Origin of the sequence: Myxococcus xanthus (assembly GCF_013116825.1) — a bacterium.
Taxonomy (GTDB): domain Bacteria; phylum Myxococcota; class Myxococcia; order Myxococcales; family Myxococcaceae; genus Myxococcus; species Myxococcus xanthus_B.
Genome location: NZ_JABFNS010000183.1, coordinates 1 through 14,256, shown reverse-complemented (window position 1 = coordinate 14,256; position 14,256 = coordinate 1). Strand labels below are relative to the sequence as shown.

15 protein-coding genes are annotated in these 14,256 nt (G+C 67.6%); 7 read left to right on the top strand and 8 right to left on the bottom strand.

Features of this window, described 5'->3' with window-relative positions:
* Positions 1 to 909 precede the first annotated feature (909 nt).
* From HNV26_RS34195 to HNV26_RS34180, 4 genes are all read right to left on the bottom strand, one after another.
* Positions 910 to 2,325 (bottom strand): hypothetical protein, encoded by a 1,416-nt coding sequence (locus HNV26_RS34195; protein WP_171445289.1) that lies wholly within the window; start codon positions 2,323 to 2,325, stop codon positions 910 to 912.
* A gap of 259 nt (positions 2,326 to 2,584) precedes the next feature.
* Positions 2,585 to 3,265, bottom strand: coding sequence for a hypothetical protein (locus HNV26_RS34190; RefSeq protein ID WP_171445288.1), 681 nt, complete (start codon positions 3,263 to 3,265; stop codon positions 2,585 to 2,587).
* Positions 3,266 to 3,728: 463 nt separating this feature from the next.
* Positions 3,729 to 4,043: a transposase gene (locus HNV26_RS38015; RefSeq protein ID WP_216612999.1), complete on the bottom strand. Its 315-nt coding sequence runs from the start codon at positions 4,041 to 4,043 to the stop codon at positions 3,729 to 3,731.
* Between the two features lie 255 nt (positions 4,044 to 4,298).
* Positions 4,299 to 5,447 (bottom strand): TolB family protein, encoded by a 1,149-nt coding sequence (locus tag HNV26_RS34180; RefSeq protein ID WP_171445290.1) that lies wholly within the window; start codon positions 5,445 to 5,447, stop codon positions 4,299 to 4,301.
* 726 nt (positions 5,448 to 6,173) lie between these two features.
* On the opposite strand from HNV26_RS34180, the gene HNV26_RS34175 reads away from it, so the two are divergent.
* The 6 genes from HNV26_RS34175 to HNV26_RS34150 all read left to right on the top strand — a co-directional run bounded on the left by HNV26_RS34175 (position 6,174) and on the right by HNV26_RS34150 (position 12,263).
* The gene (locus tag HNV26_RS34175) at positions 6,174 to 7,364 is read left to right on the top strand and encodes an NAD(P)H-dependent flavin oxidoreductase (RefSeq protein WP_171445287.1); all 1,191 of its coding nucleotides are present in this window, start codon (positions 6,174 to 6,176) and stop codon (positions 7,362 to 7,364) included.
* Positions 7,365 to 7,383: 19 nt separating this feature from the next.
* Positions 7,384 to 7,776 carry a hypothetical protein gene (locus tag HNV26_RS34170; RefSeq protein ID WP_171445286.1) on the top strand — a complete coding sequence of 131 codons (393 nt, stop codon included), beginning with the start codon at positions 7,384 to 7,386 and terminating at the stop codon, positions 7,774 to 7,776.
* 19 nt (positions 7,777 to 7,795) lie between these two features.
* Complete coding sequence (locus HNV26_RS34165) at positions 7,796 to 10,123, top strand: glycosyltransferase family protein (RefSeq protein ID WP_171445285.1); 2,328 nt, start codon at positions 7,796 to 7,798, stop codon at positions 10,121 to 10,123.
* Between the two features lie 64 nt (positions 10,124 to 10,187).
* Positions 10,188 to 10,574, top strand: coding sequence for a lactoylglutathione lyase (gene gloA / locus HNV26_RS34160; protein WP_171445284.1), 387 nt, complete (start codon positions 10,188 to 10,190; stop codon positions 10,572 to 10,574).
* Between the two features lie 72 nt (positions 10,575 to 10,646).
* Positions 10,647 to 11,480 carry an NAD(+) diphosphatase gene (gene nudC, locus HNV26_RS34155; protein ID WP_171452961.1) on the top strand — a complete coding sequence of 278 codons (834 nt, stop codon included), beginning with the start codon at positions 10,647 to 10,649 and terminating at the stop codon, positions 11,478 to 11,480.
* 90 nt (positions 11,481 to 11,570) lie between these two features.
* On the top strand, positions 11,571 to 12,263 hold the full coding sequence (locus HNV26_RS34150; RefSeq protein WP_171445567.1) for a radical SAM protein: 693 nt from the start codon (positions 11,571 to 11,573) through the stop codon (positions 12,261 to 12,263).
* Between the two features lie 16 nt (positions 12,264 to 12,279).
* Here HNV26_RS34150 and HNV26_RS34145 read toward each other — a convergent pair whose 3' ends face one another.
* Together HNV26_RS34145 and HNV26_RS34140 are read right to left on the bottom strand one after the other, a co-directional pair.
* Positions 12,280 to 12,705 (bottom strand): hypothetical protein, encoded by a 426-nt coding sequence (locus tag HNV26_RS34145; protein WP_225888472.1) that lies wholly within the window; start codon positions 12,703 to 12,705, stop codon positions 12,280 to 12,282.
* Positions 12,706 to 12,733: 28 nt separating this feature from the next.
* Positions 12,734 to 13,072: a hypothetical protein gene (locus tag HNV26_RS34140; RefSeq protein ID WP_171445569.1), complete on the bottom strand. Its 339-nt coding sequence runs from the start codon at positions 13,070 to 13,072 to the stop codon at positions 12,734 to 12,736.
* A 32-nt stretch (positions 13,073 to 13,104) separates the two neighbouring features.
* Between HNV26_RS34140 and HNV26_RS34135 the strand changes: the two genes are divergently transcribed.
* A complete protein-coding gene (locus HNV26_RS34135) occupies positions 13,105 to 13,419 on the top strand; it encodes an Asp23/Gls24 family envelope stress response protein (RefSeq protein WP_171445570.1) in 315 nt (104 codons plus the stop codon).
* Positions 13,420 to 13,437: 18 nt separating this feature from the next.
* On the opposite strand, the gene HNV26_RS34130 is transcribed toward HNV26_RS34135, so the two are convergent.
* Together HNV26_RS34130 and HNV26_RS34125 are read right to left on the bottom strand one after the other, a co-directional pair.
* Positions 13,438 to 13,821 (bottom strand): PKD domain-containing protein, encoded by a 384-nt coding sequence (locus tag HNV26_RS34130; protein ID WP_253817318.1) that lies wholly within the window; start codon positions 13,819 to 13,821, stop codon positions 13,438 to 13,440.
* A gap of 82 nt (positions 13,822 to 13,903) precedes the next feature.
* Positions 13,904 to 14,176, bottom strand: coding sequence for a GIY-YIG nuclease family protein (locus tag HNV26_RS34125; RefSeq protein WP_011550605.1), 273 nt, complete (start codon positions 14,174 to 14,176; stop codon positions 13,904 to 13,906).
* Between the last annotated feature and the right edge of the window lie 80 nt (positions 14,177 to 14,256).

Here is a 14,256-nt window from a genome sequence, read left to right as displayed (position 1 = left end):
TGGGGTGGCCCTCGTGCCGGGGCCAACCTCGCACAGGCCGTGGGCAAGCCCAGGTGCTCCACAATCGCCCGCAACCCGGGGGCCCCCTTCACGTTCGCCAACACCCTTAAGCCTGCCTCCACACCTCACGCTGGCGAACACGTCGAAGTCGAACGTCCTCCTGAGCAACTCGGCGAAAGTCCACTCGCGCTGTCCTCTCCTTCACCCGCTCCTTCCCGACCGCTGCCTCAAGCCCCGCGCTCGCCTCCTGCGCACCTGGCGCTTCGCCACGGCCGCCGAGCTGGAAACCGTCATGCGCGCGGCTGGCGCAGTTGGGGCCCTACACGCGCGAAGACGCGGTGAGGGTGGTTCAGCGGGCGCTCGTCGAGGCGGGTGACAGGCTCTGGGACTTCGAAGTGCCGGAAGACGAGGGCGGCATTACACCGTCCGTAGCCGAGGCCGCCAGTGCGGACGAGCTTTCGGCAGAGACCGAGCCCCTGATAGCGTGCGGACGACTACTGCTTCAACGCACCATCCGGACGAGGTGACGACCGCGCCTAGTGGAGCGCCGCGTCGACCTGTCAAGCAGGCGTCAACCTGAAGAACGCTTAGGAGAGATGGGGCACTTAGAGTGGCGGCGGGTACACCGGGGCTGGGTAGAACTGCGGCGGGTTCCGCTCGGGCTGTGCGCCGGGCCGGTGGCGACGCCGTGCAGCCCCCTTGGCGTACACGCCAGTTCAGGCGGTCCACCAAGGCTGCAGTAAGCCGAGGGGTCGGCTTCTGTGCAGCGTGATTGCTTGGACTCAACACCACGCGCTCAGGGGTAGCCCCTGCGGTGAAGCCAGTTGAACAGGCCGCAAGCGCAACTCCACCTGCTCCAGAATGGCGTGAACCCGTCGGGTGCCACCAAGTTCGGCCTTCGCCGCTGCATCAAGCGCTGGACTCGCCTTTTGCGGCTTCGGATCCGTTCCCACTTGAGGGAGAACTGCTCGCAATCAACACCTTTGTCGCAACGAACTCTACCAGCGCAATGTCATGAGTTAGCGACTGCGCCTCTCTTGAGAACGGAAGAAGCAATTCGACTTCCTGCTCTTCTCCCTTAGTGTGAACAATGCGACATCGGATACGGTAAATTCGACGTGCCACATCGGCAAGCAAGTCTGTTGACTGGGGTGACACAGGAGCATCGGCAACTTTCTTCCAGGCCTTGTCCTTGTCGGTATAGAAGCCGAGCCTCTCGCCGTGGGGGCTCAGAAAGTCTAGAACATCCTCAGGAGACAAGCATTCGCTGATGGCGGCTTGAAGCTGCGCCAGTTCGCTTGGGCGTCCTGCGGAAAGTCCTTGGGTGCGCCGAAGGAGCTTGGCGATGTCAGTATCGCTCGTCGAGTCGAATCGTGGATCTCTGAGGATTTGTTTTGCTCGCTTGGTTGCCGCCGCCAAGGAGTATCGTGGGAAGTAATACTCAAGAACCTGATAGAAGGCCAGAAATGCCAACAAAGGCAGGTGACTGGCGGATCTACCGTACCAGTACAGGCTCATGGGCTCGTCGTCATAATACTGCGATATGCGACTGCCGATTTTGATTTTCCTTTCGGCACCTGCGTCTCTTCCCAAGGGTGATTTTGCTATTCTTCGGCGCAAGCCAATTGGCAGATCGAGCGCCAAATCGACCCCAAAAAAGACTGAGTTCGAAACCTTCTCCAGGATCGACATTGCTTCGTCGTGACTGGACACGTTTACATTTTCAATCCGGATGGACACAACTCTATTCACCAGTCGCCGCCATGATTCGCTGCTGCGGCCTCGATTGAGTGCAATGTACTTTCGCGTTTCTTGGTTAAGAAACGCCAACTCAGTCGATGCTGAGTCAACGCAAACGGAAACATCGCCAATAAAGAGCTTAACCTGCTCGACCTCTGCCTTTGGGTCGATTGCGGAATGATCATTGCTTTGATGGGAGCCAAGCGCGCTGGCGATTTTTCGAATAAGTCTTTTATCGATAAAACCGGAGACACTTAGAATGTCAATCTCACACTCAATAACCCTCTGCTGCTGGGACCATATGCCAACGACATCTCTTAGAAGTCGGTATTTCTCAAACTGACTGGACAGCGCCATTTCTGCATGCCAGTCGGTAACAACTAGCAGCGGCGTGAGGTCTCTAGCAGTGGGAATCTTCAGTTTGATGCCAACTCTAGATGAAAGTTGCTCGATGGGGGGAGGCGCTCCCGCTGGCACATGCGGCTGTGCCGCCTCATGCTTGATGCCCGCCGCCTCGCATCGGGCTTTGATTGCCTCTATCTGCTCAGCAAGTGATTCGCTCGCCATTGCGACCTCGTTAGCCATAGATAATTAAAGGCTACCACCTCAATGCGCCCACAAGTGCAAGAATTTACCGCGAATCTTAATACTGCCCGGCCGAATGAAGAACCATTGGTGCAGATGTCCACAGGCACTGACGGTGCGTCTGCACGGCGGGTAGTGACCAATCCGGCACAGAGCATAGTCGGCTACCGGGCGCACAACACGCTGCTGAGGCGTCTGCGGCCGGGTCGAGCACATGTGCATGAGCGTACCATGGGCTTGTTCTGCCTCTGCGTACCCGTCACGGTGGAGGACGCTTCGGGACATGTGAGAACGCAGGGATGAATGCTAATGCTCCGCAATCGGCAACGTATCCATCAGCGCCCTGGAAGACGCGGATGTCGGCATCCTGCGAGATGACAATCGCGGTTGTGCCGGGGATTGCAGCGCAGAGTCTGGCGGCAAAGTGGTGGCGAGTGCCAAGTGTATTCAGTCGTGGCGCGGCGAGCGGTCCCATTTCTTCGAAGCCTCGGTGCGACCACGGATCGATTGTTTGGATCTTTAGCTTTACGGCATCAGAAGTCGTGATTCGAGCCCCAAACATCTTTAGGCACAGCCCGTAATCAAGCACGACGCAACCATCTACACCGGCAAGCCGACCGACTGCTTTGGTGGTCTGTAGCAAGAGTTTTTGTGAGAATTCATGGTACGGCATCTCCTCGCTATGGAGCATCTCGATGAGTAACTTTCCGATATCTGTCGTAACTGGAGGGAAGAGCCGAGATGCTAGGTTGCGCTCCTGCTCTTTAGAATCGATGGTTGGGGGAAGGAAGACGAACGTTCCGCCATGTCCGAATTCGACGGCCTCGCTGATAAGCGCGTCAATCACCGCGATCAGCGCTTGCGGCAGCTTCGGGAGCGCCTTTTCGCCTGCGTGACGTGTCGTAACAGTGTGGACGCATGCTTCCAGCAACAAGTTCATCGTTGCGATTGTCCAGAACGGGTACGGTTTGGAGATGGCTCCACCGCGTAGGCTGAACACCACAATCTCGCGATTGCCGCTCTGTTGCCGCCGCGAACTGACGAGTGAAAGCGCGCCGGGCGCTTCAATGCAAGGCTAGGTTGCGCATAAGAGGAATGGGGGCCCTATTGAGGGGGGAGGGAAGGTGCAGAGGGGCCGAGGAGGGCCGCTGACGGGGCCGCCCGAGCGATGCTCCCGGCCGGTGGACAGGCCGCTTGAGCCCCCTTGGGGCACACGCCTGCCCAGGCTGCGCTCCCATCAGGTGCGTGGCAGGAGCCTTGGCCTGGTGGCTGTCTTGAGCCTCAACACCACACGGCCTGGGGTGGCCCTCGTGCCGGGGCCAACCTCGCACAGGCCGTGGGCAAGCCCAGGTGCTCCACAATCGCCCGCAACCCGGGGGCCCCCTTCACGTTCGCCAACACCCTTAAGCCTGCCTCCACACCTCGCGCAGGCGAACACGTCGAAGTCGAACGTCCTCCTGAGCAACTCGGCGTAAGTCCACTCGCGCTGGCCTCTCCTTCACCCGCTCCTTCCTGGCCGCTGCCTCATGCCCCGCGCTCGCCTCCTGCGCACCTGCTTCAGGGACCAGAAACGGCCGCAGTCTGGCGCCTGGAGCGAAGACGCCGTGGAATCTCGTGAGGTTTGCCCGAGGCGGAGGTACCAGGGACGCTACACGCCGTAACAGTTCCAGCCCGGTGAAGAGCAGGTGCGTGGTGCCGTCCGGCAGCGGGCGCTTCATCCGATAACAACGATACGGCCGTCCTCCGCTCGTGACAGCCGCTCCAGCGCCAGCGCACCGCGCGCCCCGTAGCGGCATCGCCGTTCCAGTCCCTGCCTGTCGTTGGCATGCACGTGCTTGCGTGGGCGGCGGCAACGCCTCGAAGCGCACGCCGCCCGCCCCTGGCACGAAGACGCCTTCCGGCACGAGCGCATTGTCGTAAGGCGTTACTTGCAAGGCCGAGCCGAAAAATTGCGTTCTTCGTGGGTTCGAGTGCTACCGCACCCAGCCCACGAAGCCCTGAAGCTCTGGTCCCATCTGCGATGCCGGCACGTCGAGCCGGATGCTGGAAGCGGAGAGCGCGGTCAGGGTGGGGCTGTTCTCCAACTGGACGCGTTCCATCACCAGGAGCGAATCGAAGGTGTCCGGCCAGCACACCTCGCTTGCCTGGGAGCGCAGCAGGACCGTCGCGGCGAGGACGTGTGCGTCGTCGGGTGAGAACGCGAGGACCATGAGTCCACCCAGTCCCGTTCTCGGCTCGATGCCCGGTCGCGACGCGTCGAAGTTCGCCTGGAAGAGCGCTGGCGCGGGCACACGGTCGAAGGCGCAAGAGCGAGGCTGTCCTGAGTAGGTCGTGAGATAGGCCACGGGTTGGTGCTGCATCCAGGCCACGTGGCGCAGGAGTCGGGTGTCGACCTCGGAAGGGGCATCCACCTTCCTTCCATCCAGCAATGCGGAGGGAACCCCGGCATCCGGTGTCGATGGCAGCAGGAGCGTATGCACCCCGTCGGAGGAAACCGCACCGCGCGCGTGCGTGTCTCGTATGCCTCTTCCTGGCTCGAATTCGAAGAAGCGGCCGTCCTTCCCGACCTCGGCGGTTGCCTCACAGGAGAGCAGCGAGAAGGAGACGATCCCCTGTGCGCTCCACCCTCGGGGGGTGAGCATCCCGTGCGTTGGACTCTCGAAGAGCCGCTCCACCTTGCCTGAACCCACCTCCACCGTGTGGACCTCCGCGAGCGGGCAGGGCCGCGACTCCGGACCGGTTCGCGCGAAGGACTCCAGGGAGAATGCGATCCGGGCACCATCCGAGGACCAGAGGATGGGGCCCGCGCGGAACGGCCCAGGAGTCAGCGCGTGCTCGCGAAGGTCCAGCAGCATGCGTCGACCCGAGCCATCCGAATTGACGACCCACAGGAGGGCCCATCGGCCCGGGGATTCGTGCTCCTGCGCTTCCGGGCGTTCGACATAGGCCACCTGGCGCCCATCGGGAGAGATGGCGACGCCGCTCCATCCCAGCCCGTTTCCGTAGGGGCGGGTGGCCACCACCCGCCCGGTCCGTGTCAGTGCGTACTCGCTGTCCCCAGCAGGGGTGCGGACCCACAAGTCCTGTTTGCGGACCTGAAGCAGCCAGGGCCCTCCGCCCATGCGCCTGGCGGGCGAGGCCTCCTGTCCGGGGAGGGCTTCATGGGTTCGCCCGTCGGTGAGCAGGGATGGGCTCCGGCATCCTCCGGCGAGGAGCAGGAGCAATGCGGCTGTTCTCAACCCCCTTCGCACCTCTGATTCCAGTCTCACCGACGGCCTCGCTGACTAGGGGAATAGGAACCCCCGGTGGACATCGGACTTGGACCGATGTCCACCAGGGAGGGCCCACCGTCGCTCGCCACGGATGGACCCGTTTACTTCGGAGCACCTAGGGGATGACGGTGATGCTCAGGCCCGCGGTGTTGTTCGCATCATCCACCTCGACAGGGCACACGCTACCGTCAGCCTCCCACGGGCTTCTCGTGAGCCCTGCGAGACTGGGGAATTCGGGCCACTCGCGTCCGTGAGCGGGTTGCCCCTGGTGGGCCGCATGTGCCCCCAGTGTGCCCCTCCAGCGGGACTGAGAACGGGACAAGACGGGGCGAGACAGGATCGGGCGGCACAACGAACCGACGTGAGCTCAAGGCGATAGCGGGTAACAGCGCGTCCTGCCCGGGGTTTCCTATTGCCCTCCCTCCGGGTTCAAGTCCCGCACTCTCATCAAGCCCGGCGCGCGGCTGTTACCCGGCAACCAGCCTGGAAGGCCCTCTTCCGCTCCTCGCCTCTAGGTCGAGAGGGTTGCTGGTAACCTTGGAGAAGCCGAAGAGCCCGCCAGCTTCAGGAGACCCGATGAACGGAGCGAATGACGGACGTTCCCCGCCCTCTTCCCGTGAATCCGAGCCCGACGAGGAGCGCAGCGATTCGAGTCCTGAGCCCCGGCGGCCTCCGATTTATGTCCTGGAAGGCAACACCCTGCACACGCGGCTGACGCGTGAGCTGGGAGTGAACTATCCATTCGTCAGCGACGGCATGGCCTTCGTGTCGCTGCCGCCGCTGGTCATCGCCGTATCGGAAGCGGGCGGCGTGGGCATGCTCGGCGCCGCACTGGAACCGGCGGACGTCCTGGATGTCCGGCTCCACACCATCCAGGCAGGCACGCGGCGCCCCTTCGGCGTGAACTTCCTCATGGCCCAGCGGGACGGTCGGCATTTCACCACGCGCGAGCACATCGAGACGTGCATCGCCCGGAGCGTACCCATCGTCTCCTTCCACGGTGGACTGCCACCCGAGGAGTGGGTGGCGGCGCTGCGGGCCGCGGGCGTCCGGGTCTGGGTCCAGGCCCCCTCGGGCGAGGTGGCTCGGCTGGCCCTATCGCTCGGCGTGGACGGGCTCATCGCCCAGGGCTGGCAGGCGTCCGGCCTCAACCAGAGCACCACGCCCACCCTGGCGCTGGTGCGTGAGCTGCGCGCGCTGACGGACTCGGTGCCGGTGCTGGCCGCGGGTGGCATCGCCGACGGGCTCAGCGCGGCGCGCGCCCTCTTCCATGGCGCGGATGGCGTCTGGGTAGGCACGCGCATGGTGGCCTCCGTGGAAGCGCATGCCCACCCGGCCTACAAGCAGCGCATCGTCGATGGGGACGCGGGAGACACGGACGTCACCACCGTCTTCGGACGGGAGTGGCCGGGTCATCGCATGCGCGTGCTGCGAAACCGCGTGGTGCGCGAGTGGACGGGACGTGAGGGCCGCGTGCCCATGCCCATGGCGACACCGGAGCGCGTCGGCACCACCCGGCTGTTCCCCGGTACTCCAGGCGGCGGCCCCCTTGTCGACGTGCCGCGGCACAGCGCCTTCGTGCCTACCCCGGACACCGAGGGGGACCTGGAAGAGATGGCCATGCCGGCCAGCGGCGCCAGCATGGCGCGCATCGAGAGCGTGCTGCCCGCCGGACAAATCGTGGTGGAGATGATGGAGCGAGCGCGCCGGGTGCTCGCCGATCCGCATGGACTGGACGCCGACGCGGATGAGGACGGCCGGGGCTGAATTGGAGTAGAGCGCCCTCATGGGTGCAAGGTGGCGTCGAACGGCACAGGTCGGATGGCTGGCTTTCGCGCTGTGCGGTGCCACCGCGGTGGTGCGCGCCTCCACGGCCGAGCTGCCGCCGCGCGAACGCACCCTGAACGCGGCAGAGCGCACGCTGGTGGGCCGCGCCGCCGCGAGCCAGGAGCCGGAGTGGCGCCGCAAGTCGCGCCAGTCCTTTCCCGGCGACCGCTGGTCCCAGGACGATGACTTCGGCGCGTCCGAGCGCCAGTGGGCGCTGGACGAGGCCCGCCGCCGCCGCGTGCCGGTGACGGACGTCCTGGGCGCCATCGACGAGGAGCTGCACGGCCAGCCCGTGCTGCCCCCGCGCAAGGCCACCGCCAGCCCCTGCAAGCCCCGCCCCTTCTACGACTGAGCTCCGGCGCCCTCCGCTCATGATGCCCCCTCCCCGCAGGCTGCTCCGCTTCGCCCACCGCGCCGCCACCCTCACCAGCGTGCGGCTGGCATTGTTCGCCGCGCTGGCGCTGGCCGCCGCCTGGCGTCCGCTGCAGCAGGCCGGGGGCATGAACGACTTCCGCGACGCGCACCTGCTGCACTCGTACGAGGACGCGGGAACGCGCACGGTGACGCACTACGGGCAGCTCCCGCTGTGGAACCCGTGGGCCTGCGGCGGGCAGTACGCGCTGGGCAGTCCGCAGACGCGCGTGGCGTCTCCCACGCTGCTCGTGTCCGCGCTCATGGGCGCGCGGCCAGCGGAGCCGCTGCTGCTCTGGGCCTTCCTCGTGCTCGGCATGGAGGGCTTCTTCCACTACGCGCGGCGGCGCGTGGGCTCCGCGCTGGGGGCGCTCGGCGCGGCGCCGCTGTTCGGCCTGGCGGGCTTCACCGCGCTGTCGTGGTCCATTGGCTGGCTCAACTTCGCGGGCTTCCTGCTGCTGCCCTGGCTGCTGTGGGGCACGCGCCGCGCGGCGGAGGGCCATCTCCGGGGCGCCGCGGTGGTGGCCAGCACCTTCGCGGTGCTGCTGGGCTTTGGCGGCACGTACCCGGTGCCCATGGGCGCGCTCTTCGTCGCGCTGGAGGCCGGGCGCACGCTGTACAGGCTGCGCGGGACGCCGCGGCGCAAGTCCGCGCTGTGGGCCCTGGGCGCCACCGCCGTGTTCACCCTGGGCGCCTGCGCGTTCCGGCTGTGGCCCTTGGTGGAGACCATGCGCTCTGCGCCACGCATCATGGCGGGCACGCCGGGCAACTCCGCGGAGGAGCTGGCGCGCATGCTGCTCCAGCTGCCGGCGAGCTCCGGCTACAGCGACCCGGGCAACTTCTTCCTCGCGCCCGCGGTGCTCGCGCTGATTCCGCTGGCCGCGTGGGCCTGGCGCCGCGCGCTGTACCCGGCGGTGCTGGCGGCGCTGTGCGTGTGGATGGCGGCCGGCTACGCCGCGGTGCCCTCGCTGTTCGGCGCGCTGCGGCTGCTACCCGTCTTCGGAACGCTGCGCTATCCGGAGCGCTTCCTCGTGCCCGCGGGGCTCTTCCTGGCGGAGCTGGTGGCGCTGGGGCTCGCCGTGCTGCTGGTCCGCGTGTGGCACGTGCCGGCCGCGCGCACGGCGACGTCCTGGTGGCCCACCGCCGCGGTGGTGGCCTGCGTCGTCATCGCCGTGGGCTGGGGCTTCCAGGTGCGCGCCTTCGACCGGCTCAGCCGCTGGTCGCAGATGGTGCCCGCGCCCGGCCCCGTTCCCGAGGAGGCGGAGCGCCCCTTCGCCCAGGCCCGCGGAAACCGCTGGGCACAGGGTTACTTCCTGGCGCTCAACCGGGGCTCCATCGCCTGTGGCGAAGCGTGGCCGGTGCCCATGTCCGAGCGCCTGCGCGGCGACCTGCCCCAGGAGGAGTACCTGGAGGACGCCTCCGCGGGCACCGCGCGCCGCGTGGAGTGGACCCCCAACCGCGTCACGGTGGACGTGACGGCCACGCGCCCCACGGTGCTGCTGGTGAACCAGAACTGGCACCCGGGCTGGAAGTCCTCGGAGGGCGAGGTGGTGTCCCAGGACGGGCTCCTCGGTGTGCGCGTGGCGGAAGGGACGCACCGCGTGGTGCTGCGCTTCCTGCCGCGCTCCGGGCTGGGCGGAGCGCTGGTCTCCGCGCTCGCATGGCTGGGCCTGGGCTTCGTGGCCTGGCGGCTGCGCGGGCGACTCGGGCCCGCGGCCATCGGCGTGGCGTGTGTGCCGCTGGTGGCCTGGGGCGCGCTGCTGGCGACGTCACCTGAGCCGCTGGCGCGCGCGGTGCCCCTCAACGCGGATGGCTCGCCGATGCGCGTGGCGGCGCTGCCGCCCACCGCGAAGCCCGTGGACGCGCGCTTCGACGTGCCGGTGGAGCTGGTGGGCGCGGAGATACCGTCGGCGCCGGACGCGGAGGGGCTGCTCCACCTGGTGCTCTACTGGCGCGTCACCGGGCCGGTGCCTCGCTCCGCGGGCATCTTCGTCCACTTCCCTGGCCCACCAGGAAGCAAGCGGAAGAACGCGGACCACCCGGTGCTGGGCGGCACCTACTTCTTCGCCGAGGCGCCCCGGGACACGCTCCTGCGGGACGCCTTCTCGGTGTCCACGAAGGACTGGGACGCGGGCGAGCGAAAGGTCCTGGTGGGCCTGTGGCACGCCGGGGGTGATGGCTCACGCATCGGCGGACGGGGCGCCGACGGCAAGGCGCTGAAATCATCCCATGTCGAGGTGGGCACACTCGCGGTGCCGCCCAAGGCACAGTCCGAGGAAAAGCCCTGAGCCCATCGGACAGCGGGCGGCGGGGACGCATGACGCGACGCGATGATGGCGTTATGAAGCCCGCATGCGAATCCTGCACACCATGCTCCGCGTCGGCGACCTCGAGCGCTCGCTCGACTTCTACACCCGGGTCATCGGCATGAAGTTGCTGCGCCGTCACGACTACCCCGACGGCAAGTTCACCCTGGCCTTCGTGGGCTTCGGCCCTGAGGACACCCACCCCGCCCTGGAGCTCACGTACAACTGGGGCGTCGAGAAGTACGAGCTCGGCACGGCCTATGGCCACGTGGCCCTGGGCGTCAATGACATCCACGGCACGTGCGAGGCCATCCGGCAGGCCGGTGGCAAGGTGGTCCGCGAGCCCGGCCCCATGAAGCACGGCACCACCGTCATCGCCTTCGTCGAGGACCCGGACGGCTACAAGGTGGAGCTCATCCAAAAGAACCGCTGAGCCCACCGCCGGCCCAGGCCCGAAGCGCACGCAACGCCTGCACACCCGGCCTGGGCCCGTTAGTGTGGCCCCGTGAGCTCCGCCCCCCTCTTCGTCCCCGACCACACCCCGCCCGACCGGCCCCGCGAGGGTGCCCTGCTCTTCCTCGCCCGGGGCCTGGACGTGCTCGTCCGGGAGCATGCGGACGGCGTCGCCATTCCCACCGGCGCGGCCTTCCCGGAGCTCGCCGCCGCCGCGCACTACCTGGGCGCGCTGGACGGATTGGACTGCTACGCGGCGGGGTTCACCCGGGACTTCGTCCCGCCGGAAGGCTACAAGGCCGTCGCCGCCCGCTCGCTCTTCAAGCGAGTGGATGACGCCCGCTTCGCCGTGGCGGGCCGCGCGCTCGCGGTTGTCGAGTGGGACCTCACCCACCGCTTCTGCGGCCGCTGCGGAGAACCCACCCATTTGGTTCCGGGTGAGCGCGCCCGCCGCTGCCCGGTGGACAAGACGCCCTTCTATCCTCGCATCGCCCCCGCCATCATCGTCCTCATCACCCGCGGCGACACGATGCTGCTGGCGCGCAACGCCCAGTTTCCAGAGCCCATGTTCAGCACGCTCGCCGGCTTCGTGGAGCCGGGCGAGTCGCTGGAGGAGTGCGTGGCGCGCGAGGTGAAGGAGGAAGTCGGCATCGACGTGAAGAACATCCGCTACTTCGGCTCCCAGCCGTGGCCCTTCGGCCGCTCGCTGATGGTGGGCTTCACCGCCGAGTACGCGGGCGGCGACATCACCGTGGACCAGAAGGAAATCTCCGAAGCCCACTGGTTCAGCCCGGACAGCCTGCCACGCATCCCCCCGAAGCTCAGCATCGCCCGGCAGCTCATCGACACCTTCGTCGAGCGCGTGAAGGGCCCCGCCGCCCCTTGACCCCTCCTCAGGCGAGACAACCTACCGCGCTTGACCTGGCGCGGCAGGTTGGGGTTGAAGCACGCCTCCCCCCGAATCAGCGAAGAAGCCATGCCCGCAGCGCGCCCACACATCGAGCCTCGACGCATCCCCACCGCGGACTCCGTGGTGGTGAAGGAAATCTATCTCAGCGTCCAGGGGGAGTCCTCCCACGCCGGGCTGCTGTGCGCCTTCATCCGCCTCACGGGCTGCCACCTGCGCTGCACCTACTGCGACAGCGAGTTCGCCTTCCACGGCGGCGCGCGCCGGAAAATCGCGGACATCGTCAGCGAGGTGCGGGGCCTGCGCACGCCCATGGTGGAGGTCACCGGCGGCGAGCCCCTGCTCCAGCCCGGCGTCTACCCACTGATGGAGGCGCTGCTCGAATCCGGCTTCAAGGTGCTGCTGGAGACGAGCGGCGCCATCGACGTGCGGCTGGTGCCTCCTGCGGTGCACAAAATCGTCGACATGAAGACGCCCTCCTCGGGCGAGCACCTGCGCAACGACTACCGCAACTTCACGTCGATGAACGCCAACGACGAGCTGAAGTTCGTCATCGGCTCGCGCGAGGACTACGACTGGGCCAAGGCGCTCATCGCCGAGCACCAGCTGCTCCAGAAGCCCTACGGCAGCCTGTTCTCCACCGTGTTCGACAAGCTCCACCCGCGCGAGCTCGCAGAATGGGTCATCGAGGACAGGCTCGCCGTGCGCTTCCAGCTGCAGATGCACAAGTACATGTGGGACCCGAACGCGCGCGGCGTGTGAGCGCGGCGCCCGGCCCTCAAGGTCCGAAGCCCCAGAACACGACGGCCAGCCAGCTCGAGGCCAGCCCCAGGTTCACCCAGCCGAGCCCCGTGGTCACCCGCGCCAGGGTCCGTCCGCGCTCGGCGCCCTCGCCCCGGGCAATGCGCCGCAGCTCCCGCAGGCCCAGCACCACGCCGGCCAGCCCCGCCACCAGCGTGGGCAGCGGCAACGCCAGCGAGCACGGCAGACACGCCAGCCCCGCCACGTTGAGCGCCAGCGCCACTTGAATCACCCGTGACGGACGCGCCTCCCTGCGCAGCACCGCCACGCAGGGCGCGCAGTAGGGCGTTTCGCCCGCCAGCTCCGTGCAGTCCCCGCACAGGAAGCCACCACAACGCGCGCACGTGGCCACCGCGGCCTCGTCCGGGTGGGTGGCGCAGACAGCGCCAATGGGTGTCCGCACGCGGCCTTCCACGCCGGGCGCCCCGCCGTCAGAAGCCCGTGGGTGGGGAGCGCGAGGCCAGCGCCGAAAGGCTGTGCAGGCCCAGTCCCAGGAACACGGCGGCCAGCACGGTGCTGGCCATGAAGCCCGCGACGATGAGGCCCTTGCGCCGGTGCTCGAACTGGCTGAAGGCGTAGAAGAGCATGTAGCAGGGAATCAGCAGCACCATCACCCCCGTGCCCACACTCCGCCGGAAGGCGTGGACGAGCAGGGTAGCGGCGCAGCCCAGCGCGAGAGCGGCGAACAGGATGGCGAGCGGGAGCAGCGGCACGTCCACCCCCTTAACACGTTCCACGCTTTGCAGCGCTGGCGTGCACATATTAAGCACGCCCCGACGTCAACCAGCCGAGGTGCCTGCCGATGAACGCCGCCAAGACGCTGCTCAACTTCATCCTCGCGGGCGCCCTGCTGGGCTTCGTGGTGGCCTCCTGGTTGGGGCCCAACTACCTGGGCTGGTACAACGAGACGCCCTACGCCACCCAGACGATGTGCAACCTGCCCGAGGTCGTCCGCAAGACGTCCGCGGACCTGATTTCGTACCAGGTCATCGGCGGGGGCGTGGGCGCCGGCCTCTTCCTCATCCTGGGCGTGGTCGTCGTGCGCCGCTCTCACCGGAAGGCCCGGGTGCAGGCCGGCCAGGCGCCGCCCCCCTCGGAGCCGCGCGCCACCGCCTGACGCGCGGCCCGGCGGCGCTCAGGGCGCCTGGGACGCCGCCGCGTGGACGATGACGCCCGGCCCCTGGGCCAGGATGGCATCGCCCTCGCTGTCCTCCACGGTGACCATGATGGCGAAGGTCGTCGTCTCCGACACCTCGGGCGCCACCCACGTGGGGTTGCGCGCAGTCGCGTCGCTGAAGGTGCCCGCGGGCTCCGCGGGGAGCTGCTGCCATTGGAAGGTCATGGCGTCCCCGTCCGGGTCTTCGACCTCGAAGACGAAGGACACCACGCCCCCCGGCTCGACGACCTGCGGCGAAGGCCGAGGCCCCGTGGAGACCTTGGGAGCGTGATTGGCCCGGCAGGACACAGCGAGCCCCAACAGCACCAGCGCCCCGAACACTTTCGAGTACGAGTGAGACATGAACCGGCCCCTTTGGATGGTGGCGCCAGAGTAACGTGCCTGCACCGGGAGAGGTATTGCCCCAGTGGCGTGCCACAAGGGCTCAGGGGCGCCCCAGCATGCGCAGCTTCTCCGCGCGCGACAGCCGTTTGATGGCGGCCTCCCGCCGGAGCGCCGCGCCGCGGTCCCCCGCGGCCTCGCTCCACACCAGGGTGACGGGCAGCCGCGCCCGCGTGTACGCCGCCCCGCGCCCCCGGCCATGGGTGGCCAGCCGGCGCTCCAGGTCGTTGGTGGCGCCGGTGTACAGCGTGCCGTCACGGCACCGCAGGATGTAGACAGTCCACGAGGGCGATTCGTCCGGCACGGCGTGCCGCACTCTACCGCCCCCGCGAACCGCCGTCTCACCCCGCGCCGTGAGGCTGGGCGCCCTGGAGCCGCGACCGCCGCGCCCCCGCC

Coding starts and splice junctions, on each gene's coding strand:
- HNV26_RS34195 (WP_171445289.1), bottom strand. CDS start 2,325: ATGGCTAACGAGGTCGCAATGGCGAGCGAATCACTTGCTGAGCAGATA.
- HNV26_RS34190 (WP_171445288.1), bottom strand. CDS start 3,265: ATGAACTTGTTGCTGGAAGCATGCGTCCACACTGTTACGACACGTCAC.
- HNV26_RS38015 (WP_216612999.1), bottom strand. CDS start 4,043: ATGAAGCGCCCGCTGCCGGACGGCACCACGCACCTGCTCTTCACCGGG.
- HNV26_RS34180 (WP_171445290.1), bottom strand. CDS start 5,447: ATGGGCGGAGGGCCCTGGCTGCTTCAGGTCCGCAAACAGGACTTGTGG.
- HNV26_RS34175 (WP_171445287.1), top strand. CDS start 6,174: ATGAACGGAGCGAATGACGGACGTTCCCCGCCCTCTTCCCGTGAATCC.
- HNV26_RS34170 (WP_171445286.1), top strand. CDS start 7,384: ATGGGTGCAAGGTGGCGTCGAACGGCACAGGTCGGATGGCTGGCTTTC.
- HNV26_RS34165 (WP_171445285.1), top strand. CDS start 7,796: ATGATGCCCCCTCCCCGCAGGCTGCTCCGCTTCGCCCACCGCGCCGCC.
- gloA (WP_171445284.1), top strand. CDS start 10,188: ATGCGAATCCTGCACACCATGCTCCGCGTCGGCGACCTCGAGCGCTCG.
- HNV26_RS34150 (WP_171445567.1), top strand. CDS start 11,571: ATGCCCGCAGCGCGCCCACACATCGAGCCTCGACGCATCCCCACCGCG.
- HNV26_RS34135 (WP_171445570.1), top strand. CDS start 13,105: ATGAACGCCGCCAAGACGCTGCTCAACTTCATCCTCGCGGGCGCCCTG.
- HNV26_RS34130 (WP_253817318.1), bottom strand. CDS start 13,821: ATGTCTCACTCGTACTCGAAAGTGTTCGGGGCGCTGGTGCTGTTGGGG.